The organism is Pedomonas mirosovicensis, assembly GCF_022569295.1.
GTDB classification, from domain to species: domain Bacteria; phylum Pseudomonadota; class Alphaproteobacteria; order Sphingomonadales; family Sphingomonadaceae; genus Pedomonas; species Pedomonas mirosovicensis.
On sequence record NZ_JAKFIA010000002.1, the window covers coordinates 58,847 to 85,831 of the forward strand.

The 26,985-nt window shown below is 64.9% G+C and carries 13 protein-coding genes; 2 read left to right on the forward strand and 11 right to left on the reverse strand.

The window, feature by feature from the left end; translation table 11 throughout:
- Together L0C21_RS13295 and L0C21_RS13300 are read left to right on the forward strand one after the other, a co-directional pair.
- A complete protein-coding gene (locus tag L0C21_RS13295) occupies positions 1–882 on the forward strand; it encodes an SMP-30/gluconolactonase/LRE family protein (protein WP_259278928.1) in 882 nt (293 codons plus the stop codon).
- Positions 883–940: 58 nt separating this feature from the next.
- Positions 941–2,353, forward strand: coding sequence for a sugar porter family MFS transporter (locus L0C21_RS13300; RefSeq protein WP_259278929.1), 1,413 nt, complete (start codon positions 941–943; stop codon positions 2,351–2,353).
- A 324-nt stretch (positions 2,354–2,677) separates the two neighbouring features.
- On the opposite strand, the gene L0C21_RS13305 is transcribed toward L0C21_RS13300, so the two are convergent.
- From L0C21_RS13305 to L0C21_RS13355, 11 genes are all read right to left on the reverse strand, one after another.
- Positions 2,678–3,763: a LacI family DNA-binding transcriptional regulator gene (locus L0C21_RS13305; RefSeq protein WP_259278930.1), complete on the reverse strand. Its 1,086-nt coding sequence runs from the start codon at positions 3,761–3,763 to the stop codon at positions 2,678–2,680.
- Positions 3,764–3,903: 140 nt separating this feature from the next.
- The gene (locus tag L0C21_RS13310) at positions 3,904–4,758 is read right to left on the reverse strand and encodes a rhamnogalacturonan acetylesterase (RefSeq protein WP_259278931.1); all 855 of its coding nucleotides are present in this window, start codon (positions 4,756–4,758) and stop codon (positions 3,904–3,906) included.
- An 11-nt stretch (positions 4,759–4,769) separates the two neighbouring features.
- The gene (locus tag L0C21_RS13315) at positions 4,770–6,245 is read right to left on the reverse strand and encodes a glycosyl hydrolase family 95 catalytic domain-containing protein (RefSeq protein WP_259278932.1); all 1,476 of its coding nucleotides are present in this window, start codon (positions 6,243–6,245) and stop codon (positions 4,770–4,772) included.
- Complete coding sequence (locus L0C21_RS13320; RefSeq protein ID WP_259278933.1) at positions 6,205–7,131, reverse strand: glycoside hydrolase family 95 protein; 927 nt, start codon at positions 7,129–7,131, stop codon at positions 6,205–6,207. Before L0C21_RS13320 ends, L0C21_RS13315 begins: the two co-directional genes overlap by 41 nt.
- A complete protein-coding gene (locus tag L0C21_RS13325) occupies positions 7,128–8,411 on the reverse strand; it encodes a family 43 glycosylhydrolase (RefSeq protein ID WP_259278934.1) in 1,284 nt (427 codons plus the stop codon). Before L0C21_RS13325 ends, L0C21_RS13320 begins: the two co-directional genes overlap by 4 nt.
- Positions 8,411–11,713, reverse strand: a complete 3,303-nt coding sequence (locus tag L0C21_RS13330) for a TonB-dependent receptor (RefSeq protein WP_259278935.1) — start codon at positions 11,711–11,713, stop codon at positions 8,411–8,413. Before L0C21_RS13330 ends, L0C21_RS13325 begins: the two co-directional genes overlap by 1 nt.
- A 15-nt stretch (positions 11,714–11,728) precedes the next feature.
- Positions 11,729–12,724, reverse strand: coding sequence for a pectinesterase family protein (locus L0C21_RS13335; protein WP_259278936.1), 996 nt, complete (start codon positions 12,722–12,724; stop codon positions 11,729–11,731).
- Between the two features lie 349 nt (positions 12,725–13,073).
- The gene (locus L0C21_RS13340) at positions 13,074–14,408 is read right to left on the reverse strand and encodes a pectate lyase (RefSeq protein ID WP_259278937.1); all 1,335 of its coding nucleotides are present in this window, start codon (positions 14,406–14,408) and stop codon (positions 13,074–13,076) included.
- Positions 14,409–14,617: 209 nt separating this feature from the next.
- The gene (locus L0C21_RS13345; protein ID WP_259278938.1) at positions 14,618–18,244 is read right to left on the reverse strand and encodes a hypothetical protein; all 3,627 of its coding nucleotides are present in this window, start codon (positions 18,242–18,244) and stop codon (positions 14,618–14,620) included.
- The gene (locus tag L0C21_RS13350; protein WP_259278939.1) at positions 18,241–25,602 is read right to left on the reverse strand and encodes an SdrD B-like domain-containing protein; all 7,362 of its coding nucleotides are present in this window, start codon (positions 25,600–25,602) and stop codon (positions 18,241–18,243) included. Before L0C21_RS13350 ends, L0C21_RS13345 begins: the two co-directional genes overlap by 4 nt.
- A complete protein-coding gene (locus L0C21_RS13355; protein WP_259278940.1) occupies positions 25,599–26,648 on the reverse strand; it encodes a DUF11 domain-containing protein in 1,050 nt (349 codons plus the stop codon). The genes L0C21_RS13350 and L0C21_RS13355 overlap by 4 nt, the downstream gene beginning before the upstream one ends.
- Between the last annotated feature and the right edge of the window lie 337 nt (positions 26,649–26,985).

The window sequence follows — 26,985 nt, forward strand, 5'->3', positions numbered from 1 at the left end:
ATGGAAAGCGGCGTGCCCACCAGCCTCTGTTCCGTCGGCGCGATGCTCGGCGAAGGGCCCTGCTGGTCGGCCGCCGAACAGAAGCTCTGGTTCGTCGATATCAAGCGGCAGATCCTTCACCGGTTCGCCCCCGCGACTGGCATGCTCGAAAGCTGGCTCGCCCCGGCCCAGCCCGGCTGGGTGCTGCCCGCCACCGGCGACAGGCTGGTTGCCGGGTTGCAGACCGGCCTCCACCTGTTCTCGCCCGAGGACGGCCGCTTCACCCCGCTGGAGCCCGCGGCGGCGGACCTGCCGGGCAACCGGCTGAACGACGCGACGGTCGACCCTCTGGGCCGCCTGTGGTTCGGCACCATGGACGACGCGGAGGAGCGCCCCACCGGCCGGGTCTACCGCTACGCGGGCGGCCACCTGAGCGCGGCGGAGATTGCGCCGACCATCATCACCAACGGCCCCGCCTTCTCGCCCGACGGGCGAACCCTCTACCACGTGGACACCCTCGCCGGGACCATCTACGCGCTTGATGTCGCCTCCGACGGCACCGTGAGCCGGCCCCGTCTTTTCGCGCAAGTTCCGCCGGCCGACGGCTATCCCGACGGCCCGACCGTCGACAGCGAAGGCTGCCTGTGGATCGGCCTGTTCGGCGGCTGGGGCGTGCGGCGCTATGCGCCCGACGGCAGGCTGCTCGATTTCGTGCGCTTCCCCGTCGCCAATGTCACCAAGATCGCCTTCGGCGGCGAAGACTTCCGCACGGTTTATGCCACCACGGCGCGCAAGGGCCTCTCGGACGCGGACCTCAGGGACCAGCCGCTGGCCGGCAATCTTTTCACGTTTCGCGTGGCGACGCCGGGGCTGGCCATGCCGCCGATAAAATTAGAAAACTGAACAATGAACCAAACGAGCAGCGGCACGAACCGCAGCCATTTTGGGGAGGAACAAGGAAATGATCGACCGGGGAACCGGCACGCAGGTGAACATGGCGTTCATCGCGGCCATCGTTGCCGTCGCCACCATCGGCGGCTTCATGTTCGGCTATGACAGCGGCGTTATCAACGGCACGCAGGATGGCCTCGAAAAAGCGTTCGACCTGAGCAAGCTCGGCACCGGCTTCAATGTCGGTGCCATTCTGCTCGGCTGCGCCGTCGGCGCATTCCTTGCCGGGCGCCTCGCGGACCTGATCGGCCGCCGCAGCGTCATGATGATCGCCGCCGTGCTCTTTATTCTCAGCGCCATCGCCGCAGGCGCGGCGGAGACCTCGACCCTGTTCGTCATCGCCCGCATCATCGGCGGCATGGGCGTGGGCGCGGCCAGCGTGCTCTCGCCCGTTTACATCAGCGAAGTCACGCCCGCGAGCATTCGCGGCCGCCTGTCGAGCATCCAGCAGATCATGATTATCACCGGCCTCACCGGCGCGTTCGTCGCCAACTATGTGCTGGCGGATTGGGCGGGCGGCTCGCAGGCCACCTTCTGGTTGGGCTTCCCGGCGTGGCGCTGGATGTTCTGGATGCAGGTCATCCCGGCGCTGGTCTATTTCCTCGCGCTCCTGTTCATTCCGGAGAGCCCGCGCTACCTCGTGGCCAAGGGCCGCGACGCGGAGGCCGAGGCGGTGCTCACCCGCCTGTTCGGCCTCGCCGAGGCGCAGCGCAAGATCGTTGAAATCCGCGCCTCGCTCAGCAGCAGCCACGAGCGGCCCAAGCTCTCTGACCTTATCGATGCTTCCACCGGCCGGGTTCGCAAGATCGTGTGGGCGGGCATCGGCCTTGCCGTGTTCCAGCAACTGGTCGGCATCAATATCGTCTTCTACTACGGCGCGGTGCTGTGGCAGTCGGTCGGCTTCAGCGAGAGCGATGCGCTCCAGATCAACATTCTCTCTGGCAGCCTCTCGATCCTCGCCTGCCTGTGCACCGTGCTGCTGATCGACCGCATCGGCCGCAAGCCGCTGCTGCTGATCGGCTCGGCGGGCATGGCGATCACGCTTGCCGTCGTCGCCATGAGTTTTTCAACCGCCACCATCGTCGACGGCAGCCTGCACCTCTCCGATCAAGCCGGTCTGGTGGCGCTGGTTGCCGCCAATCTCTACGTGATTTTCTTCAACCTCAGCTGGGGCCCGGTGATGTGGGTGATGCTGGGCGAGATGTTCCCCAACCAGATCCGCGGCTCCGGCCTCGCGGTGGCGGGCTTCGCCCAATGGATCGCCAACTTCGGCATCAGCGTCAGCTTCCCGGCGCTTGCGGCGGGGGTCGGCCTCGTCCTCACCTACGGCTTCTACGCCGCCAGCGCGCTCGTCTCCTTCTTCTTCGTGCAGGCGATGGTGCGCGAAACCCGAGGCGTCGAGCTGGAAGCGATGGCGGGCTGACCTACATCATGAATCAGTGATCGAACTTCTCCCTTGACCGCAGCCGCAGGAAACCTCCCCCGGCTGCGGTTTCTTTTTTTGGGGCAAGTTCGGACAGTTTTTTGCAGAGGGACTTGGGTCCCTCTGCACTCCCATTCGTTTTGCGGGCCGTGCTTCTAGCGCCCGCCCGATACGCGTCCCAATAACAAAATGAGAATGATCGGACCGCGTCCTTTTTTCCAGCAGGTAACGCCAGTGGGACCGGGTGCGGCCCGTTAAAACGAATGGGGGATCGAAAGGGGGATAAATCCCCCTTTCATCTTTCTTGAAACCGACGCCCTGTTTTTACCCCTTCCGCGGTGCCGCCTTCCGGGCGGCCTTGGGCCGCCGGGGGATGGCGTCGGACTGGCGCCGGATCAGCTCGAAATCGAGCAAAAGATGGGAAGGCTGCACCTGCTCCTTCGCCCGCAGCTGGCGGATTTCCTGCAGGAGCAGATCGACCGCTGCCCGCGACATTTCGGTGACCGGCTGGCGGATGGTGGTCAGCTCCGGCCAGATGGTGGTGGCGAGCGCCGTATCGTCGAACCCGCAGACGGTGATGTCGCCCGGCACGTCGAGGCCGTGGCGGTGGACGACGGCGACGCTCGCCGCCGCCATGTCATCGTTGCTGGCGAAGATGGCCGTGGGCGGCGTCGGCAGGCGCAGGAGCTGCTCGGCGGCGTCCAGCCCGGAGCGGTAGGTGAAATAGCCCTGGGTGATGAGGCTTTCATCCACCGCCAGCCCGGCCTCCACCAGTGCCGCGCGATAGCCGTCGAGACGCCGGGCGCTGGCCCCCTGGTTGGGGTGGCCGATGATAAAGCCGATGCGCCGGTGGCCCAGCTCGATGAGATGGCGGGTCATCGTCAGGGCCGCTTCAAAGTTATCGATGCTGACCGCCGACACCTCGGGGTTCGGCACGCCGGGCGCGACCGCGACCGCCGGGGTGCGGGTGCGGATGACGAGATCGAGCATTTCCGGCTCGTCGCACAGCGGCGGCGGCAGGATGAGCCCGTCGATACCGCTGGCGATGAGCTGTTCGGCCACGGCCTGCTCGTCCGTCTCCGGCTCGCACTTCTCAACGACGAGCTGGATGTTGTGGCGGCGGCACTGGTCGAGGCTGCCGACGAGGAACTCAGAGAGATAAGCGGCGCTCGGATTGCTGTAGAGGAGGCCGATGCGGATGAGCCCGGCGCTGGCAAGGCTGCGCGCCGCTGGGTTGGGCGCGTAGTTCAGCGCGCGGATGGCGGCTTCCACCAGCTCCCGCGTCTCCGGCCGGACGTTGCTCTCGCCATTGATAACCCGTGAGACGGTCATCGGCGAAACACCGGCATGGCGGGCCACGTCGTTGATCGTCGAGGTCCGACGTCCGCGTCGGCTGGATCTTGGCTCCACGCTGGCCTCCCCGGCTGTTCTGAACGGCGCTACGGTTTCCAGCGCCCATGTTGCTCATAAAAAGAGCGGCGCCATCGCGCAAGATGGGCCACTCCAAGTGTGTCAGGGGAGGAAGTCGTAGAAAAGGGAGCGAAAACCGGTCAGGGCACCAGCAGCGGCCGCATCTCGGGGACGGCCGTCGCCAGCTCCATCGTCACCATTTTTGCGAAGTAATCCGCCCCTTCCCGGCCGAGGTGGGTGTAGTCGAACGACAGCTTGGCCCGGCCCATCGGCTCGACGGCAGCGTTGTTCTGCGCGGCCACGGGCGGCGCGGCCGGTACGGCGGTCTTCTCCGTGCCCTTGCCGCCGGGCGGCGGCGGCACCTGCGCGAAGCGGTTCGCGGCATCCGTTCCCATGGCCTGCACTGCGGCGGCGCTTCTGGCGTTCAGGTCCACCAGCGGCACGTTCAGCTCGGCGGCGACCTTGCGCACCGCCTCGGCCCAGGGAGCGAGATCGTTCTGAAGCGTGCCGTCCTTGAAGATGCGGCGGGTCAGCGGCGTCAGCAGCACCGGCTTTGCGCCGGTTGCCCGCACCTCGGCCACATAGCGGCGCAGGTTTTGCGGAAACTCGGTCGCAAGGTCGGTCGAGCGACCGGGCTTGCCCGGCTGGTCGTTGTGCCCGAACTGGATGAGCACCCAGGTGTTGACGTAACCCGGCGTCTTCATCTCGGCGAGCGCCACATCCCATGAGCCTTCCGCCCGGTAGTTCTTGGTGCTGCGCCCGCCGCGCGCCAGATTGAGGCAGGCGGCAAACGAGGTGACATGATAGCCACAGAAGCTGGGGCCCCAGCCGCCGTGAACCGCTGTCGTTGAATCCCCGACAAGAATAATCTTGGAGGGGCGGATCGGCTTGACCGGCGGATCAGCGGGCGCGCTTTGCTGCGCCGCCGCGCCCCCGGCCGAGAAGGCTATGGCGAGGGACGCCAGCAGGACTGCGAGCGGTTTTGCTGTGTTCATGGATGTACTCCTTAATTCATCCGCAGGTCGGGGCCGGTCAGCTCCACCGTCTGGCCTGGCGCGAGATCGAGGGTCAGCGCGCGCGCGCCCGCGCGCACCTGCTGGCGGGTGGCGACGGTTGCGCCGATGCGCGCCCACGCCAGCTGGCCGTTGTTCCAGCCGAGGCTGACCGTGCAGCCGCCCCGCGCCCGAAGGCCGGTGATGGACCCGGCGGGCCATGCGCCCGGCAAGGCGGGCAGCAGGCGGATGCCGGTGCCGTCGCTCTGCATCAGCATTTCCGTGATGCCCGCCGTGCCGCCGAAGTTGCCGTCGATCTGGAACGGCGGGTGGGCGTCGAACAGGTTCGGGTAGGTGCGCTCCGGCCCCAGCAGGAAGCGCAGGATGCTGTGCGCCCGGTCGCCGTCGCGCAGCCGCGCCCACAGGTTGATGCGCCAAGCGGTCGCCCAGCCGGTCGCCTTGTCGCCGCGGATTTCGAGCGACCGGCGTGCCGCCTGTGCCAGCTCGGGCGTGGCATCGACGCTGATCTGCCAGCTCGGGAACAACCCGTAGAGGTGGGAGACGTGGCGGTGGTGCAGGTCGTTGGCGTCTGCATCCCAATCCTCCTGCCATTCCATCAGCTGGCCCTGCTTGCCGATGCGCGAGGGCGCAAGGCGCTTGCGGGCAGCCTCCACCTCTTTTGCGAACGCCCGGTCGGTGCCGAGGATTTCCGAGGCGGCGATGATCTGCCCGAAGAGGTCGCGCAGGATCTGCATGTCCATGGTGGGGCCTGCGGCGAGCGAGCTGCCGTGGCCGTGGCCGTTCTCGGGCGACAGGGACGGGTTGGTGACCAGCCAGCCGGTTTTCGGGTCAACAACCAGCGTATCGAGGAAGAACAGCGCCGCGCCGCGCATCAGCGGGTAGGCCTTGGCGAGAAACGCCCTGTCCCGGTTGTAATCGTAGTGATCCCACAGGTGGGTGCAGAGCCACGCGCCGCCCGTGGGCCACAGGCCGAATTTCGCGCCATCAATGGGCGCGGTCGCCCGCCACAGGTCTGTATTGTGATGCACCACCCAGCCGCGCGCGCCGTACATGGTTTTGGCCGTGCGCGCGCCCGTCTCCGCCAGATCCCGCACCATGGCGAACAAGGGTTCGGCGCATTCGGCAAGGTTGGTCGGCTCGGCGGGCCAGTAGTTCATCTCGGTATTGATGTTGATGGTGTATTTCGAGCCCCAGGGGGGCCGGATGCTCTCGTTCCAGATGCCTTGCAGGTTGGCGGGCTGGCTGCCCGGCCGGGAGGAGCAGATGAGCAGATACCGGCCATATTGATAATAGAGCGCCGCCAGCGCGGGATCGTCCACGCTTTCCGATTGGCGCACGCGCTCGTCGGTTGGAAGGAGGCTGGCCGCCGTGGTGTCGAGGTCGATGGCGACGCGGCGGAACAGCGCGCGGTGCGCGGCGGTGGTCTCCTCAGCGATCCGCGCGAAGCTGCGCTGGCTCGCCTTTTTCAATCTGCGCGCGGGTGATGGCGGCGGGATCGCCGCTCACGTCATCAAAGCGGCGGTAGCTGGTCGCCATGGCGACGAGTATGGTAACGCTGCGCGCGCCCTTGACCCGCACCCGCCCGCCCTCGGCATTGAGCGCTGCGCCGGGAGCCAGCACGCGCACCCGCCCCTCGAACCGCAGCGCGCCTTCGATGCCGTGCTCGCCATTGTTCCGGCCTGACAGCACCAGCGTGTCCGCGCGCTCGACCGCGACGGACGCGGCCTTTTGCGGCGAGGTCATGGAGAGCGCCAGGTCGAACGGCCGGTCGCCCTCGCTGCGGATTTCAACGGCGATGACCTGATCCTTGGGCGAGGCCACCACCCGCCGCTCATAGGCAACGCCGCCTGCCACGAACCGGGTGGTGGCGACGGCGGCATCGATATCGAGCTCGCGGCGGTAGTCGGTGACCGGTTGCCCCTCAGCCCCCACCAGCTCGATGAACAGATCACCCAGCGCCTGGTAGGACATCTGCCGCAAGGGCTTTGCCATCACCTTGGCGTTGGCGAGCTGCTCTGCCTCGGCGAACTTGCCTGCGAAAATCAGCTCGCGCACCTGCGGCAGGGCGGCGATGGCTTCCGGGTTGACCGGATCATAGGGCCCGCCGCCCCAGAGCGTGTCCTCATTCAGCTGCAGCCGCTCGCGCTCGACGCCGCCGAACACCATCGCCCCGATGCGCCCGTTGCCGACGGGCAGCGCCTCCACCCATTCCTTCGCGGGCTGGCGATACCACAGGGTATGGTGCGAGGCGGCCGGAGCCGCGCGCCCCAGCGCCCGCCCGGCAGCGAGCGCCAGCGTGCCCGCCGCCAGCACGCCGACAGCATCCCGCCGCGTGAGGGAAGTCCATTCCGTCATGCCGCGCCCCCTTCGGTGCGAATGGCAAAGGGCTGGTCCGGCGCAATAACGACGCGGCCATCGGGCGCGAAATCAATTTTCACCAGACCCGGCTTTTCCCGGAAATGGGAGGTCTCGCCGTTGCCGAAGCAGGTGACCCACCAGTTGCCCCTGGCGTCCTTCAGGAAATTGCCGCCGCCGCAATCCGGCACTTCATGGCGGTTGCGATAGGGGCCGGTGATTTTATCGGCCATCCAGAGGGCAAAGGAATAGCGCCCCTCGTAGCGGTCAACGACGCCGAGGTAGTAGACACCATTGCGCTTGAACAGCGTCGCGCCCTCATAGCCGAGGTGCTTGTAATCGCGCTCCGCGCACTGGGCGCGGTGATGGCTGGGGTCGGTGTCGTATTCCGCCGCCGTGACCGGCCGCCAGTCCTCCGCATAGCCGCTGAGGTCGTCCTTCAGGCGCACGATTTCGTCGGCCGAGCCGTAGGTCAGCCACACCGAGCCGTCGTCATCCTCGAACAGCGTCGCGTCGATGCCGTGGCGCAGCGGCTTGTCGGGCGAGAAGGCGTGAACATATGGCCCTTCGGCGCGTCCGGTGGTGCTTTTCAGCACCGCGAGCCCGGCCCGGCTCATGCTGTGGCAGATGTAATAGTTGCCGCGGATATAGTGGATTTCGGGAGCCCAGAGGGCGCGGAAGGGCACGCCCTTTCGCATCCGCCAGTTTTTCTCCCATCCCCCGTCCCGCTCGATGCTCCAGACGAGGCCGAGATACTCCCAGTTAAACAGGTCGGTCGAGCGCCACAGCTCGACGCCATCGTTCATCGCCCAGATGTTGTCGCCGGTGGAGCCGGTCATGTAGTAGGCGCCATCCCCGCCGAGGCACACGATGGTGTCGCGGATGTGCACATCGTGCAGCGGGCGGATATGCGGCAGGAGCCCGGCCTTGACGGCGGTGCCGGCATCCGCATTGTCCCACGGCGCGCATGGATAGCGGCGCGGCACGGGGCCCTTGTAGCGCACATCCGGCAGGCCGGAGACCCAGCCGCCGGACGCGCTGGCGTCGGTCGACGGGCGGCCCGGCCCGCTGAGGCCCGAATAGGGCCAATAGCCGGGCGGCGGCGCGGGCACGATCTGCCCGCTGTCATCGCCCCGTGGGTCCAGCCTGTCGCCGGATAGCGGCGCGGGGCCATAGAGCCGTGGCAGCTCTGCCGCCACAGCCCGATGCACCGCGAGGGTCGCCAGGCCGCCGGCCAGAACGGCGCGGCGGCTGACCCGATGGTGGATGACGCCCTTCATCAGAACTTGGCCCGCATGCCGATCCGGTAGATCGGCCCCGAGCTTGCATACTGGCTGACGACGTTCTGCCCCTCGTAGGAGTAGAGGTTGGTGGTCTGGTTGGTGAGGTTCAGACCCTCGACGGTGACCGAGAGATTCTCGAACACTTTATAGCTGACCGAGGCATCCACGTTGGTGGTCGCGCGGCTGTAGTTGAAGTCGTTAATCAGCGGGCTGTCGCATTCGCCAGGGTTGCACGAGCCCGAGGCGATCGGATAGGTGCGCGCATAACCCTTGCGGTGGGCGACCGAGACGCGCGCCCGGAACCTGTCGGTTTCATAGTAGAGCGTGCCGTTGAGCGCCTGCGGCGAGACGCCGAGGAAGGGCGCCTTGCCGGTCGTCTGCGGCACCGTCTCGGAACCGGGGTCGAGAATGTAGGTCATCTTCGACTTGATGTAGGTGTAGTTGATCTGCGCGCCGAAGTTCTTGAGGAAGCCCGGCAGGAAGGTGAAATCCTGCTGGAAGCTGATCTCGAACCCGCGCAGCCAGCCGCCCGGCGCATCGCGGTACTGGCGCGCCGCGAACTCGTAGTCGTTGTCGATATAATCCAGCTGGTTCTGGTTGGTGTATTGCTCGCGGATGGCCGCGATGGTTTCCGCATCGGCGAAGGTCGACAGCGGCGCGGAGAAAATGATGGTCTGCGGGAAGCTGCCGATGTCCTTCGAGAAACCGGCGATGGAGAACAGGCCGCCCGGCGCGAAGTACCATTCGACGCTGACATCGAAATTGGTCGACCGGAAGGGGCTGAGCTGCGGGTTGCCGATGGTCATGCGCGCCCCGGTCGTCTCGCCGGTGTTGGGCACGCTGATGGAGGTGATGGTGGGTGACAGATTGCCGAGCAGCGGGCGTGCCATCACCTTGGACGCGCCGAAGCGCACCAGCACATCATCGATCGGCTCGTACGCCAGGTTCAGCGACGGCAGCCAGTCGGTGTATTTGTTCTTGCCGACGATGGGCCTGCCCGCCTGGGTGTTGCCCTGCGAGCGCACCTCCGTGATCGCAACGCGCGTGCCTGCGTTGCCGCGCAGCGGGCGCCCAAAGAGGTCCATGTCGAAGTCCAGCTGGACATAGAAACCGGTGTCACGCTCGCGCACAGCGAAATTCTCGCGGCCGCCGTTGCGCTTGTTGGTGAGCCGCCAATCGCCCCACTTGTTGATGCAGTTGCAGGTGAAGTCGTACAGCTCGTCGAACTTGTCGATATCCGGCACCACGAAGCTGCCGACCGTGCCTTCGGGCACCTTCAGGCCCTGGCCGAACTCCACAACCTTGCTCACGTCTGCGGTATCGACGCCTGCTTCCTTCAGCGTCGGGTTAAGCAGATCGTTGTTCCGCTCGTAGAGCGAGGTTTTGAAATTGAACTCCCGCAGGTTCGCGCCGAAGCCCAGGTTGAACCGGTCGTCGAACTGCCAGTCGAAGTCGAGCTTGCCGCCGTCGTAGGTGTTGGTGACGGTCCGCTGATAATGGCGAATGCCCGAGAAGCCCTTCACCGTTTCCCAGTTGTTGGGGTCGGCTGCATCGAAGCCGAAATCGATAACCGGCATGTCGCCGCCGCCCCGCTCGTCATAAACGAACAGCCCTTGCGAGTTCATGCGGTTGAACTCCACCAGCAGGCCCTGGCTGACGTTGGTCGACCGCGACTGACCGTAAAGAGCTTCGACGCGGAAGGTGTCGCTGAACTCGTGCTGGAGGTTGATCGAACCCTGACGGAATTTGGTGGTGTAGGAATTCTGGTCGGCCGCCGAGCGGAAGTCCACGTTCCGCATGACCAGGTAATCAGCAAGGCCGTTGGTGACGTTCGCGTCCAGCACTTCAACGGCAGGGCGGCCGATCAGCGCGCCACGAAAGGCCAGGCGGTTGCTGGAGGGAATGTACCCCACCGAGTTCGGGTTGTTGTAATAGTCATAGGGGTCGAGGTTGTAGGGGTTGGTGCTGAAGATGTTGGTGCCCAGCTGCGCCGCCACCAGCTCATTGTTGGCGTTGAGCGCCGTCGAGAAGGCGGGCGTCGAGCCGTAGAGTTCCTCACCGCAGTCCTGTGAGGGTCGCAGCTCCGAATCCGGAGCGGCCGTGCACTGCCCCGGATAGAGCTTGCGCGCATCCGTGGGCGACAGGTTGTTCCCGGCCGTGTTGTAAACCGCATTGGTGTTGTTGCGGTTAAGGCCGACGGACGAGACCTGATTATAGGTGCTCTTGTTGCGGAAGCGCGAATAGACGCCATCAATGCTGAGCAGCGTGCGATCTGAAATTTGCCACTGATAGGACGAGGTGAGACCGAGCCGGTTGTTCCTTACATCCTGCTGCTCGACCGAGGCCAGCGCCGGAATGCGGACGAGGGAGTCGTTGTAGCGATCAGGCGCGCCGGGATAGAGCTTGGCATAGGCAACCGGATCGGAACCGGTCAGCTGCTCGATGGCATCCGGGTTGGTGATGGCCGAGCCGAAGTCCGTGCCGACAGGCGCCGCAAAGCCCGCACGTGCAGGAAATTCGTCCCCTGCCCACGTGGAACCGCGGTAGGTATAGTCCGACTGGCCGACGCCCCGGCGGTATTGGTCGATCTGGTTCTGCGACTTGCTGTAGGCGAACGAGAACAGGAAGCCCATGCGGTCGTCCATGAACCGTGTCGAGGCGAGGCCCGCGACGCGCGGGCTCCATTTATTGCTGTTGTCCTGATAGCTGCCCTCGGTTGAAAGGGCGAAGGCGCTGTCCTTGTAATCGAACGGGCGGCCCGTCTGCAGGTCGATGGTCGCGCCAAGCGAGCCTTCGTCCGTTTCGGCGGACGGCGTTTTCTGCACCTTCAGGGAGCTGAACAGTTCGGAGGCGAAGGTGTTATAATCAAACGCGCGGCTGCGGTTGGGGCTGGTACCCGCATCGTTGGAACCGGCCGTCGCCAGCGCCTCCAGACCATTCAGCCGGGTGCGGTTAAAATCGCCGCCAAGGCCGCGCACGGTGATGGTGCGGCCTTCGCCGTTGTCGCGGTCGATCGAGACGCCAGGCAGGCGCTGCAGCGATTCCGCCAGGTTGGTATCAGGAAAATCGGCGATGTCTTCCGCGTTGATGGCATCGATCTGGACGGTTGCCTCACGCTTCTCGATGATCGCGCTTCGCAGCGAGGCGCGGTATCCGGTGACAACCAGCTCCTCCACCGGCGCGGCATCCCCGCCTGCGCCTGCGGCATCTTGCGCCAGCGCGGGCAGCGCGGTTATCAGCAGCGCGCCAACGGAGGCGCCCGTCAGGAAAACGCCCTTACGATTTACCGACTTTCTCATGTTTCCCCCATGTTGTTATCGGCTTGTGCCGGCGGCAGCAGGCTGCCAGCCTTCCAGAATTGCGGCCGTGGTGTATTTTCTGGCCGCATCGTTGGTTAAAAATCGGCGGGTCAGGCTTGCCGCGCCTGCGCCGGGGCCACGACTGTCGAATTCGAACAGACGCGCCTCCTGCGGCTCGAGCATCCGGCGAGCGCCATCGGGCCCGCGATAACCCATCGCGCTCCAGCCCTCGGGCCTGATGTGCGCGTCCATCCAGCAGTTAAGGAACACGGCCGACCCGGTGAGCGCCATGTTTCCTCCCGCCCGCCAGGGCCGCCCCAGATAGGCGGAGCGATCCGGAACACCCGGCTCGCGCACAAGACGGCAATCGGAAAACACAAGCCCGAACTTCTGATTTTCATGGGTGCTGGGCGCGGCGATATAGCCTTGCACCTCAGCCCCTGGCACGGCGCGAGAGATGATCTCGCACTGCCGGAACAGCGCGCTGGCCCCGCCGAAAATAAAATCCGTTCCGCCGGAGATGCGGCAGCCCTGAAACAGGGCGTGTCCCTCGCGGACATAGAGCGTATCCTGATAGCCCGCGATATCGCAATTCTGCACCAATATGCGGTCAGCATTGGCCCCGAGCGCCAGCGCCACGGCCTGCGCGCCGCCGCTCGCCCCGGTGAGACGATCCTGCAAAAAATCGAAGCTGTTACGGATTGTCAGGCCGATCAGCGCAACATCGGGCGCGGCGATGGTGAGCGTTGCCGAGCCGAACGTGCCCCACGGCTTGCCACTCGGATCCCGCAGGCCGGCGGCAGCGCCATAGGACAGAACAGCGTTCCGGCTCTCCCCCTCGATCACGAGGCCGGGGGTGCGAACCGTGAGCTTTTCTTCCCACACCCCGTTACCGAGTAAAATGCGGAACGGCCGCTCCGGCCGCTGCTCCGCCAGGGCCAGGGCAGCGGCAAGGCTCGGCAGGACCGAGCCGGACCCGCCCTTGCGAACCACCGCATCAAATTTCGACACTGGGCGAGTGCGCGCGCCTGCCGGCATCGGCAGCGCGAGCGCAACCCCGAGGCCGCACAGGGCCTCGCGACGATTGAACATCATCGTCGGGTACGGTTAGGCGAGACGCTGATTACAAAAAGGATTCCAGACACGCATTGGCATGTTTTTCCCTCCCCGCTGCAGTGGCTTTTGCCATCTTGCCCCGGTGTTCTTTTAAGACACCGGTATCATTTATGGTAGCGGTATCATGATTCGGGCAGCCTTAGCAACGCCTTCTGGACATAAGGCGCTAAATTTTTTGCGACTTTGTTATATTATTGCTCGACTGCCCGGCGCAGGCGCCAGTTGCCCGCCAATTTTCGTTACTCTACCGAACCAGCCCGTTGAGGTAATCCTCAAGGTTGGTCCATCCGTCCCCGTTTCTATCAGCCGCGCTATCATCCCGCATCGGGTCGAGGCCGTGGGATCGCTCCCATGTATCTGGCATGCCGTCATTATCAGTGTCCTGCGGGGCAGGCGCGCTCCGCAACACGGGCCAGCCGCCGACCTGCCCTTGACTGTCGATGATGCGTCCCGTGCGGTGGCGCACCCCTTCTACCACCCGGCGATCGACCGCATCTCGGGCAAGGGAAGCCCCGGCGTGAGCCAGCACGCGCTCATAGGCGCTCGGGGCAGGATCGGGCGTGACCGGCGCCACGTCCACCGGCGCGGCGAGGCGGTAGCCGGGCCTGTCCGCCCCCTCAACCAGGCTCCACGGATTATCGGGGATGACGCCATCCATGCTGTTTCCGGCGAACCAGGCGTGAGCCAGGGTATTGGATTCCTTGAAGGCGATCCGCCCCTTGCTGTCCGGTCCCGGCACGTAGGCGTTGTCGACAAAATTATAGCGGGCCAGCGTCGCCTTGTCGGCGTTGTAGCCTGAATGGGTGCCACCCCAATTGTAGAAAACATTGGAGCGGAAATCGAACAGTGGCCCCTTATTGTCAATCTCCGGCCCATCATAATTGCCGGGGCGCGGCATCCGTGCCGTATGGTTGGCCCAGAGATTGTGATGAAAGCTGATCCGCACCCCACGCCCGCCGCGAATCAGGCTGCCAAATCCATGGTTTCCCTTGACGTGGCCGGCCCTCCGCAGGGACTCCGCGATGATCGACCACTGCACCGTGACATCGTAGAAGCCCTGGCCTGGCTGCTTGTAGTTGGCGGAAACGGACAGCGTTTCATCCACCGACCAGCTGGCCGAGACATGGTCGAGAATAATGCGCCGCCCCGCCGTGACCGAAATGGCATCGCTCTGGGTGTGGGTTTCATCCCCCAGCCGGGCGCGGATATAGCGGATCACTACATCATCGGCGGCGACCTCGAGATTGTGATCTCGCAAGGTAATGCCGTCCCCCGGCGCGGTTTGGCCCGCAATGGTGACGCGCCCGTGGCGAATGACGAGCGGCGACTCCAGCTTGACCGTGCCGGAGACGGCAAAGACGATCGTGCGCGGGCCCTCTGCCTCGATTGCGGCACGAAGCGACCCCGGACCGCTATCGGCAATCGTCGTCACCTTGATAACCCGGCCGCCACGGCCGCCGAGCGCAAATCGCCCAGCGCCTTCCGCGCCGGGGAAGGCCGGAATCTGTGCAGGCGACGCGGCAGCGGGCGAATGGGCCAGCAGCCAGATGAGCGGCGCAATAAATAATGGATGCTTCACGGACGGCTCCTCCCCCTCTTGCGGACCCGTTGAACACCATCAAATCTTGATGATGGAAGGAAACCGGTGTCAAGACATCTTGCCGGCCAACCGGCACACGGCGCAACGCAAGGCCCCTTTTTCTGGTGGCCCGCTTTCCACGAAAAAAGCCGCGGGGCAATTTCTTGCGCCGCGGCTTTTTGCCGGTGTGGGCCCTCTCCGGCTAGGGCTCAGAATTTGCCGATCATGTTGATGAACACGCCGCGCTCGTCGTAGCTGAGATCGGACAGGTCATCGGAGAAATCGGTGAAGTTGTAGCCAACGCCCAGCTTCAGGTGGTTGCCGATATGCCGGTAAACGCCCACCAGCGCGCCGAGGCGGCTGTCGTCCGCCTCGGTGACGGAGAGCTGCCGGATCTCCGCCAGCATTTCCCACTTGGAGACCAGGCGATAATCCGCCCGCACGGCCCAGAACACCGCCTCGCTCGAAAACCAGTTGGCGGAAGCATCGCGCGAAGGGCGCAGCGAGCCGACCCGGTAGGCCACCTTGGCGCCTGCCGCAAGGCGCGGCGTCAGCTGGTAGGTGCCGTCAATTGCGAAAATGTGGCTGCGCTGGGCGTAGTCAAGATTGAGCCCCAGCTGGTCCACCTGCGCGGCCGACGGCAGGTCGTAAAGGTAGGTATACTTACCAAGCAGGTTAAGCCGGTCATCCTTGGTTGGCCGGTAGGCGACGGCAGCCACCAACTCGTAATAGTCGGCATCCAGCGCGCCGGCGCTGGCCGTCTCTTCCGAGAGCGACAGGTTGGCCTTGGCGAACAGCCGCAGCGCATCCGTTGCCTTGAAGGTCGCCTGGTTGCGCGTGGACCATGTCTTGCGCTCCCCATAGGTGGCGCTGCCATCCGTGCGGTACTCAAGGGCGCTGCTCCAGCGCAGCCGCTCGGTGCCGTAATCAGCCGTGCCGCCGATCACCTCCCGCTTGATGCGCCCCCCCAGGGCATCGGACAGCGAGCCGGTCTCATAGCGCAGGCCCAGCATCCAGCCGGGCAACGGCTCGAAATCGACGCCATAAGCCTGGGTGAGGCCGGTCGGGCCGCTGCCATGCTCGTAGCGACCTTCGGCAAAGGCGCTGGCGCTGTCACCAATGCGCCGGCGCACGCCGGTGGTCACGCGGCCCAGCCGCCCGCTGGTAAAGGCGTCCGGATTTTCCGCCGCCAGGGCATAGCCCAGGTAGAGCGAGCCCCGGTCGCCCATGGTGACGGTGGCCTTGGTGTCCGCGCCCATGCCGAGGTCGCCATCGGACACTTCCGCCGCCAGCGACACCCGGTCCGTTACCTGGATATCGCCGCCAACGCCATAGCGGTCATTGGCGCGGCGGCCGCCATCGCGATCCAGCGTCTTCTGCCCGAAGACCGAAACCGACCAGGGCCGGTCGCTCTCCTCCGGCTCGCCGGTTTGGCTGGGCGCCTGGGCCTCCGGCTGGTGACGGTAACCGATGCTGGCAGCCATGTCCGTACGGGTGCCGGTAAAGCCGGGGTCGGCCGGATATGGCGTGTAAGCGGTAGCCTGCCCTTGCTGCTTGTCGGAGCGCACGCCCAGGGTGCCAAACCAGCCGTTGCTCAGGTCGTGCTCAAGGCCGGCCTCAATCGCGTGCCGCTCCGTGATGGTGCCGGACGTGATATCCGCCTTGCCCTTGAAGCGCGTGCCCTCAACGATCTGAACGTCAGCCGAGCCGCCGAACTGATCGAGCCCCTCGCCAAACGTCAGCTCGCCCGGGCCGGAGAAGCCCTGTTCCCGTCGCCGCCAATAAGCCCCCAGCCGGCCCTCGCTGGCGCCGAAAACCTCCGTCACGTCGAGCGCGCCTTCAACGGTGAAGGCATCGGACTTGCGCGCGGTGGTGGTCAGCTGCGTGAAATCGTAGCCGCCCGTCGAGGAGAGGAAGGAACCATCGCCCGCGCCATCCGACCGCGCATATTCGGTGCGTAGATATGTGCCCGGCTTGTAGCGCAGGAGCAGATCCGTGCCGTAAAGGCCTTGGGACGCCTGATCCTCGCCCTGATGATAGCCGGTCGCGCCGATGCGAATATGATCGCCCAGCCACTGCTGCGCCCGGCCGCCCAGCGTCAGGGCATCCGGGCGGGTAAGGCCGGGGACATATTCATAGGTCGTCACCAGCCAGACCGGATTGCCCGCCAGTGAGGAGTCCCGCACGAAGAGGCCGGAGTCCGCCGTAATCGGCAGCGCCTCGCGCAGCATCACGCGGCCCTGGAGATAGTTGATATCGTAGTCGCGCGCCGCGATCAGCTCGCGCCGTTCCAGCACCAGGCCGGAATCGCGGTCGCGCACTTCAACAAACAGCCGCTCCGACCCCTGGGCGATATCCTGGTTTCGCAGATAGTAAACCGAACCGCCGGTGGAGGCGAATTCCTCGCGCGTGCCGACCGTGCCCGGATCGGCCGCGAAGCCGGTTACTTCCGTCCTGCGCTCGCCAAAGGAGGTCACGTCCTCGTTGCGCCATTCCGCCTTCGCGCCATAAAGGCCGCGCTGGTAACGGATCAGCTCGGTGCCGGTTAACTGGGTCTGGAAATTGCCCCACATTGCCTCGGCATTGTCGCGTTCGGCCCGCACATAGAAGCGCCCGTAGGTTGGGGCATCCTCCACCGTTACGGAATCGTCGCCGTAAATGGGATAATGCCGGTCGGGATCGAGCCGCCGCAGCAGGGATCGTGAATCCTTCCGTAGGAAATTATCGAACAGATCCGAGAACGGATGCTCGCCCGTGTCGGCCGAGGCTGTCAGCTGCCAATCCTCGGAGACCTTTCCCTTGTAATAGAAGGCCAGACGCCCATCGACAAAATCGTGCCGCGCATCGGCCGTATCGTCGTCTTCTCCCTGAAGCTCGAGCTTGGCGGCATCGAAGCTGCGGTGCCCGGCTGTCAAATCGGCAATGGCGACAAGGAACTGGTCCCTTTGCGCCTCGGGGAGAGCACGCCGGATATCCTGCGGCTCGCCCTTGGGCGATGTGATGCGAACCGTAACGGCCTTGGCATCGCGCGGCACAATTTGCTGGACAACAAACCGCCGCGTGCGATCGATCGGCACATCCATGCCGAAGACCGTCACTTTGGTGGCCGTGTCCTCAACCGTGCCGCTCACCGTCACCTCGGTTCCGGCAACGCCGATGTTGGCGATCGCGCGCTGGTTCTCGAACAGTGGGCCGGTGCGCTTGTCCCGCAGGGCATCGCGCGGCGCGGATGTCACCGAGAAACTGGCAGGGCTTGTTTCATCGAAGCGGCCCTTGGAGTCGTAAACGCGCAGTACCGCACGCAGCGGCCGGTCTTCAGCCCGATCCGGCGTCCAGATGACAGGTTCGCCAAACCGCACCGGGATAATGGCGCGGGGCGTGCCCTCGCTGGAATCGTCCGGCCCGAACAGGCGCACTTCAGCCTTCGAGATAAAGGCCGCGTAGTTGGTCATCACCTCGAACCGCAGCGGCATGCCCGGCGCCGTTGCCGGCTCGACCGGCGCGATGCTGAGCATGGGTCGCGCATCAAGGCGCGTGACCTGCACATCGACCTTGGCATTGGCGAGCGCCACGTCGGCGGCGCGCTGGGCATCCGCCGCGGTTGTGCCGCCTTCGCCATCGATGCTGATGCGGAATGCGCCTGAGGCCGCCCCCCGTTCGAGGTTGGGTTCGACGGACCGCACCTGAATGCCGCCGTCATCAATGAGCGGGCCGCAGGGGCGTTGATCGTTGCCGCAGTGCTTTTCGGCATCCTGCGCGGCCAGCGCGCCGCTGACAGCCAGGTGCGAAATGCCGAGCGAAAGGACGGCGGCGGCGCGAAGGGTGAGGCGGCTCATTTCACGTCTCCCTGCTGACCGGCAGCCGAGACAACCGTCTCTTCCTCAATCACCAGTCTGTATCGCTCCTTGTCCTGTTGCCACCGTTCCTCGATGGCCTGGCGCAGGGCGCGCAGCCGACGGCGGACGAGCCCTTCCTCTTCCCCGTTCGCGCCATAAGCCAGGCGCAGCACCGAAGGCTCTTCGGCCAGCGTTGCGATCAGCCCATCCACCTGCTTCAGGAAAGCGGGGCGCAGGGCCTCGCCCTCAAAGGCCTCGCCGTTCACATCCAGCCGCACGACCCGGCCAAGCGCCGCGCCGAAGTTGAGCTTGGCGAACTTGCCACGCGTCAGCCGGATCGTCTCCGGGTTGACCGTCGTCATCCGGTAGCCGGTTGGCAGCGTGCGGGTGTCGAGCTTGATGATGAAGTTCGAGCCACGATCCTCGTTCGGGATCATCGGACAGGTGATGTGATACCGCCCTTCCGCATCGGTCGTAATCAGAAGGCCGCGCGCGGTTGCCAGGCGCACGCCGGGCAGCCCCGGCTCGCCTTCGTCCTGCGTGCCGTTCATGTTGCGGTCGTCAAAGACCTTGCCGAGGATATCGGTGCAGTCGAAATCCGGATCGGGGACCAGGCGCACGGTGGCTTCCGCGACGTTCGAGACGACGGTGTTCACCGCCGCGTTCACCGCGTAGGCCCGGTTCACATGCTCGCCCTCGCCCACGCCGGAGCCGACCACCAGCAGCAGCTGGAGAGTTTTGGTCTCGCCCGCCGCGAAGCTCTGGTTCGGCCACACGAGCAGGCGGCCATTGTCCACCGGCTCCACCGGCAGCCCGCCAATGGTGGCGCTGCCCTTGCGGTAGCGGAAACCGGCCGGCACGCGGTCAACCACATCAATGCCGGTAATCGCGCCCGCCAGCGTGTTGCGCGCCGTGATGGTGTACGGCACGAGCCCGCCCCGGTTGACGTCCTTCATCGGCGTCGTCTTGGTGACCTCGATCGCGCCCTCAAGAATGGGGTCGATCGGGATGTTGTTGTTCAGCACGTCGGCCGACCAGCCGGGGGTGAGTATGAAGCTCAGGAAATAGGCGGTCGTGTCGCCGCCCGTGGTACAGGCGGCAAGCGCGCTGGTCGGCGGTGCGCCGTTATAGCGCGAAATCAGCATCGGAGCCGGCGTCGGGCCCACGTCCAGCGGCCCCGCGCAAGGCGGAATGATGCTCGACGGCTGGATGGGGTTGTAGCTGCCGCCCGGCGGCGTGACGGCGAGGGTGTAAACGCCCGCCGGCGCGCCCTGCAACAGCAGGTACTGGTACATACCGTCCGCGCCGGTGATCTGGACCACGTTGGCCAGACCGCCCAGCAGATGCTGCGCCGGATCGAACCCGGCCGGACCGGTGAACCGCACCGTCGCGCCTTCCACCGGCACGCGGCGAACGGAGTCATAGACCACGCCCGAGGGATCGAGCGGCAGCGACTGCTCCGCCACGTTCGCGCCCGGCTTCAGCGTCATATTGCGAAGAACACCGCCATCAACCAGCGCGCCGGTGGGATTGGCCGGAGATATTACGCCGGGCGTGGCCTCGCTGCCGTTCTCGTTCGGGCGCGCGCTGCCATAAACGGCGCTGTTCTCCGGGCTGCGGAAACGCAGTTCGTAGCCGGTGCCCGGCGCAATGCCGGTAAGCGAATAGGTGCCGTCAGGACCGGTTGTCGCCGACTTGATGAGCGAACCGTCCAGCATCAGCTCCACGATCCAGTTCGCGCGGACCGGCTCATCAGGATCGACCACGCGATCGTGGTCAACGTCGAGCCAGACGCGGCCTTCAAGCCGGGCGCCCTCGCCGTCCTCGCCGAACAGGTAGCCGGTGGCATCCTGGGCCGCGCCAAGCACGATGCCCGCGATGGTATCGCCCGTGGCCGTACCGCCTGCGGTGCCCGGCGTATCCGCGCCGTCGTCAAAGCCTTCCGGCTGGGTTTCAGTGATGCGATAGGTGCCAGCCTGCAACGCCGTGAAGCGATAGGCCCCGTCAGCGCCTGATGTGGTCGTCTGGTCGACCGCATCGCCGTTGACGTCCGTGCCCTCCAGCCTGAATGTCACGCCAGGAATGATGGGCTCACCCGCATCGCGCAGGCCATTGCCGTTGGTGTCGTTATACACGCGGCCTTCGATCGACCCGGCCCGCTCGCCGAAGTTGATGGATGCGGCCTCGCCGCCAACGCCAATCTCGAGGGCCTTGCGGTTCCCGGAATTTTCCGCCGCATCGCCATAGCCGGCAGGCTGCTTCTCGACGATCACATACTCGCCCGCCTCGATATCAACGAAGCTGTAGCTGCCATCCGTGCCGGTCTGGGTGGTCTCGACCACCGTGCCGTCCGGCTTTTGCAGTTCGATGATGACATCCGGAATGCCGGGCTCGCCGGGGTCCATCGCGCCGTTCAGGTTGGCGTCCACATAAACCTTGCCGCCTCGGCCCTGGCCGCGCTCGCCGAAAACATAGCCGGTGGCATCAATTCCTTCGGCCAGCACAATGCCTGACAGGCTGTCATTGCCGGCGGTGCCGCCGGAGGTGCCGATAGCATCCTTGCCGTCGCTGAAGTTGTCCGGCTGGGTTTCCGCCAGCGTGTAGGTGCCGCCCAGCACATCCGCGAACTGGAAGTCGCCGTTGGCATCGGTTTTCAGCGTGCGGTCGACGGTCTTGCCCGCCGCATCGGTGCCGGTCAGACGGACGGTGACGCCCTCAATCCCGCGCTCCTCGCTCTGGCGGACGCCATCATCGTTGCTGTCGAGGAATGCCGAGCCCGCCAGCGTCGAGACGGTCTCGCCGAAATCGATAATCTGGCCCGCGCCGGGGCTAATGCTCATCGACTGGCTGTCCGGCGTCGAGGAGCCATAGCCCGCAGGCTGGGTTTCCTCGACCGTATAGCTGCCTGCCGGCAAGTTGCCGAAGCGATAGCCGCCATCGGTTCCGGTCGTCACAGCATCAACGACCGCACTGCTCTGACGCAAGGTGACGGTAACGCCCGGAATGCCCGGCTCGCCGTCATCAACGCCATCGCGCGCCCGGTCCAGATAAACCCGGCCCGAGATGGTCGTCGCGCCTTCGCCAAAATCATAGCCGGTGCCCTGCGCGCCGGGAGTCAGCGGAATATTCGACACCCGGTTGGTGGCCGGCGCGCTGCCGAAGCTGCCGTTATCCACCGTACCGGCCGGGGTGCCGGAGCTTTCGCGCCCGTCGGCGTAGTTGCTCGGCTGGCTCTCGGTCAGAGTGTAGTTGCCTGCGGGCAGGTCATCGAAGCGATAGCTGCCATCCGCCTCCGTGGTGACGACACACGAAAGTGCCGGGTCAAGCGCGCCTCGCTCGGCGCAGATATCCGCGCCCCCTTGCGTGGTGCCTGAAAGGGTTACGGTGATACCCGGCAGGGCTGCCTCGCCGGCCTGGCGCAGACCATCGCCGTTGGCATCGATATAAACGGCACCCTTCATGGACGCGGCGCGCTCGCCAAAGGCATAGTTCACGCCGATCTCGCCCTGACCGAGCACGATGTTGATGATTGTATCGTCCTGCACCGTACCGCGGGGCGCCCCGCCGATGGTGCCGGCCTTGTTCTGCCCGTTGGCATAGGCGGAAAGCGGCGCGCTGGTCTGCGCCTGTTCCGTCAGGGTGTAGCCGGTGGCATCAGAGCCCGGCACGTTGGGGAATAGGAAATTGCCGCCGCTGTCAGTGACGATATCACAGTCGATGAGCGTGCAGACGTCCTGCCCCGTGTCCGCCGTGCCGGACAGGGTGACCGTGACGCCGGCAATGCCCGTCTCATCCGCATCGCGCGCGCCATTGCCGTTGCGGTCAATATAGACATAGCCGCTCAGGCCCTGGCCGGTTGCGCCGAAGTCATAGCGGGTAGCGGTGGTGCCTGCCGTGATGACGATATTCGAGACGGTGGTGTTCGTCTCGCCCGGAGCCGGCTTATTGGCCCCGCTGACGCCGCCCGAGACGCCGCCCGAGACGCCGCCCGCGCTGCCGATGAAGGCGCCGCTGTGGGTCAGGCCCGAAGGCGGCGTTTCGGCAAGCGTGTAAATGCCCGGCCGCAACACATGGCAAAGCGGGTCCGGATCGGAGGCGACCGGGAAGGAGAAACTGCCGGTCGGACCTGTCGTTATGGAGCAATCGAGCGTCTGGCCCAGATCGTTGGTGCCGGTGAGACGAAGGACGGCCGACGAGAAACCTGTCGTCTCGTCCGCATCCTTCACGGCATTCTTGTTGACGTCGAGATAGACCGTACCGCTCAGCGTCGAGGTGGGCAGCTCGCCGAAATTGCGGTTATTGAGCGTCGCGCCCGGCGCGAGCGGGCCCACGACAATATTCTCCGGCGCGGCGCGGCCAGCCGAGGCGGACACGACAATGCCCGCACCGTTGGAATCCTTGCCATCCGCTAATGCGGTGGGCTGCACGAGCTGGGTGACGGTATAGCCTGTCGCATCGGAGTGCGGCACGTCCGAGAACTGGTAGAGACCGCTGCTGTTGACCGTCGCCGTCAGATTGACTGCGTTACCCGCATAGTCGGTCCCGGTGAGGCGGATGTGAGGCGTGGAGGAAAACTCCCCTGGCCCGACGCCAGCCTCCCCCGCATCGATCGCGCCATTGTTGTCGAGGTCGCGGTAAACCGTGCCCTCAACCCGGCCGCCCGGAAAATCCTGAAAGAGATAGCCGGTGGCTTCAACCGCAGTGCCCAGCGAAATAGACGCAATGGTGTTCTGCGCCGCGGCGCTGCTGAAGCTGTCGTTGCTGACCGTACCACCCGCAGTGCCTGCGGTTTCCTGGCCATCGAACAGCTTTGCAGGCTGGGTTTCAACAATCTGATAGGTGCCGGCGGGCAGGCCGGTGAAGGTGAAAAGCCCATCGGCGCCGGTCGTCTTGGTGAGCGGACCGACGTCGTTGCCGTAGCTGTCGGTTCCGGTCAGGGTGACGGTCGCACCGGCAACGGCTTCGCCGGTCTGGAAAACAGCATCCAGATTGGCATCGGCAAAGACGCCGCCGGCAATCGAGGACCCCGAGATTTGAACCGTGGCGGTTTTCTGATTGTTCGTGTCATCCGGATCACGGCTCAGTTCACGACCATCGCTGTCTTTTCCGGACTCGATGCGTGCCGTGTTGACGACGTCGGTATCGAACGGCCCCGAGTAAGGATATTTGGCCAGTGCATAGAGCTTGATGGTGACCGGCGAGCCATCCGCCGGGAAAGACCCATCCAGAATGCACAGCACGGTGCTGGTGCCGCTGCAGGAAATATTGCTGACGCTGGCAGTGCCCGCCGCTGTTGCGGTCGGAGCCGGGGTTGTCAGCACGAAACCCGCCGGCAGCGTATCCGTTACCTGCACCTGCGTGGTGGGCGAGACGCCATTGTTGCGAATGACGATGCTGTATTCGATCGGCTGGTTGACGCTGACCGGCGCCGGCGTGACGCGAGTCTTGGAGACCACCTCCAGATCGGCCGACGGCAGCACGGTCGTCGTTTGCGTCGCCTTGTTATTGTCAAGCTGGCCATCGGCCTCTGACGTGCTGATGCCAGGTTGCTCGCGCGCCACCACGTTCACATGGTTGGTGAAGGTCAGCGAATTTGGTGGCGCATCGCCGCTCGGCTTGAAATACAGCCGGAAAATCACCTGGCGGGATTTATCGAGATAGTTCGTGTCCGTCGAGGGCGACAGCCGGCACTCCACCGTGCCGCCGCTCTCAGCGCAACTGGCCGCGGGCGGAGTATAAAGCGTCATCCCGCCGTTCGCCGCAACCGGATTGATCTCGGCCTTCACGAACGTCATCGAATAGCCGGCCGGCGGCTCGGGCGTGTCAGTGATGAGGATATCGTTGGCCCGCGAGGGACCATAGTTCGAGACCCGGATATCATAGACCAGATCCTGGCCGAACCGCACGGGATCGTAGCTTGCCCCCGGTTCCTGATTGGAAATGGCCAGATCGAAGGTCGGCGCGGTAACCTGGTGCGTTACCGACGCGCTGTCGTTGGTCGCATCGCTGTCAGCGGTGGAGGTTGTCGCCGATGCGGTGTTGGTGTGGCTTTGCGGGAAATTCGACGTCTCGCCGCCAAAGGGGAAGCGCGGGCGCACATCCTGCATCACTTGCATGGCCTCACCGCGCGCGAGCGTTCCGAGATTACAAGTGATGGTCCCGCTCATGTCATCCTTCGAGCAGGTGCCGGCACCCCTGGTCTTGGTGGGGTTGCCCACGAGTTCGAACCGCGACGGGTCGATCACGTCGGTCAGCGTCACATCGGAGGCCGGGTTCGCGCCGTTGTTGCGAAGGCTGATGGTATAGGTGCCCACCACGCCCACATGCAGCGGGTCGGGCGCGATGGACTTGTCCGTCACCGCCACATCAGCCAGGGGATCAACCGTATAGAGGGCAGGATTGGCGGTTGAATCGTTGTTACTGTTGTCGCTGTCGATCGTATCGGGCGACGTGATGTGCGCGATGTTCTCGAATGAGCCGCTGTTGAACGGCCGCGACACCTTCACAATTGCGGTCTCGCTCGTACCGCCGGCAAAACTGTTGAAGGTCCAGCTGATCTTGCCCGAGGTCTGGTCGAAAGCCGCGCTGCCCTTCGTGGCGCTCACCTGTGCGACGCTGGTGATGAAACCCTTGTCGTTGAGATGGTTGGTCAGCGTGGATGTCACCCACGCCGTTTCCGCAGTTTGCGTGCCGAGGTTGGTCGCGGTGAGACGGATATAGAAATCCTGCGTGCCCGAGGGGATGACCAGGGCCGGACTTTGCGACCACGGCCCAGAGGGACTGAGCGAGACTTCCGACAGAACCGTCATATCGGTCGTCACGGTGGTCGCGCGCACACCTGCCCCGGAGCAATCGTTTGCCGCGTTGGTATCGAGGGGCAACGCCAGCGAATTGCCGGTAGAGCCGGTACAGGCCGTATTGGTAAGCGTGGCGTTGGCGGAGAGGCTGGCTTGTGTCTTCAGCGTCAGCGTCACGGTGCCATCAACGGCAAGCGTGCCGGTGCCCACCCTGTCGCAGACAATTTCATTGCCTGTCTGGCTGCAGGACCAGTTAGCGTCGGCAGATACGTAGGTTTCGTCCGCCGAGACGGTATCGGTCACGCGCAGCGGCGCTTCGGGACTGTAGTCCAGCGCCGACGGGCCATCATTATGCACCACGATGGTGCTGGTCATCTCGCCGCCGGCCTCAACCGGGCTGGGCGTTTTCGCTTTGGTGAGCCAGAGGTCCGCCGTGGGATCGGCGACCTGATAGGTCGCGCTCGCTTCATTGTTCGCCGTGTTGGCGTCGGCGTAGCCCGACGGCATGGTGAGGGTGACCGTGTTGACCTGGGTTCCCGTCGTCGATGTCGTCCCGGTCACCGGAATCGAGAAAATCCGGCTGTCGCCATCTGCCAGCGTGCCGGCATGGTGCCAAGCGTGAAATTACTCACAATGGTGTCGGTAATGGTCGCGCCCGAGATGGTCTGCGGACCATCATTATAGATGCCGAGAGTCACGGTGGCATCGGTGCCACGAACGATAATCGCCGGCATGTCCTTGGAGACACGCATATCGCTGCCCGCGATAATGTTGGTCGTCAGGCTTGCGGCCGCGTTGTTGCCGGGGTTGGGCTCCACCACCAGCGAGTCGGTAAGCGTGACGAAAGCGCCGTTGGTAATGGTGCCGGTGGTCTGGCGCACCACCTTGCCGGAAATGCTGACCGGCGGCAGCGCGCCGGTTATGGCCGGGCCTGTATAGGTGCAGATGACCTGCGTGCCGCTGTGGGCGCAGCTCCAGTTGGTGCCGGTGGCATTCTGGTATTCGAAGTCCGATGCCGCAGGCAGATTGTCCGTCAGTTTGATGGCCGCGGTGGCGTCGGGGCCTGCATTGTTCGCGGTGAGGGTATAGGTGATGACGCCGCCCGCAGCGATGGTGTCGTCAGGCAGGTTATCTGCCTGGGTCACGGTCAGGTCAGCGCCCGCCTGCACGGCTGGGGTCACCGTCAGACTGTCATTGGCCGTGTTTATGTCAGCCGCCGTGGCGCTGGAAATGGTGGCGGTGGTGTTCGCCGATCCAAGAGCGACTGCGGTGGCACTATAGCTAAAGGTGTAGCTGCCTCCTGATTCCAGGGTGGGCAGATCGCAGTTCAGGGTCTGCGCTCCCGCCGCGCCGCTCAGCGCACAGCCCGCTGGAATATTGCCTGGATCGACCTCGAACTTGCTGGAGACGTCAACCGCCAGCTTTGCGTCGGAGACAGACCCGCCGCTGCTGGCAACGACAATCGAGAATGTTGCCGTAGCGCCGTTGGGAATGGGCTCCGGGTCCCAATCATAGGTGGAAACCTGCACGTCGGCCGCCATTGCTGACAGCGACACCAGAGTCAAAAGTCCGGCGATCAGGCCGCGCGCCACGCTGCGGCCTGCCAAGGCAGAAACCAGTCGCTTCAAAATTAACCCCACTTGATATTGCGTCGTCCGAAAGCGCCGGACGGGATAGTGCGGGTGCGAAATGAACCGAAACTGCTTAACAGTCCTTTAATGGGAGGAACCTTTTTGGCAATGCAAACAGGCGTTTGTGCCGCAAAGCCGCGCGGATCCATAGTCTTCGGGGCATAGTCCGCGCATCAGGCGCGTGCCGCTCTGCTGACGGGGGCGGGTTATCACTGGTGGACCACCCCTGAACTCAGGCGAACACCCATCAGCTGATTCGCGCACGGCTCGAAATCGCGCCGGAGGGATTTGAGCGCCTATCGGCAGGTTTTTA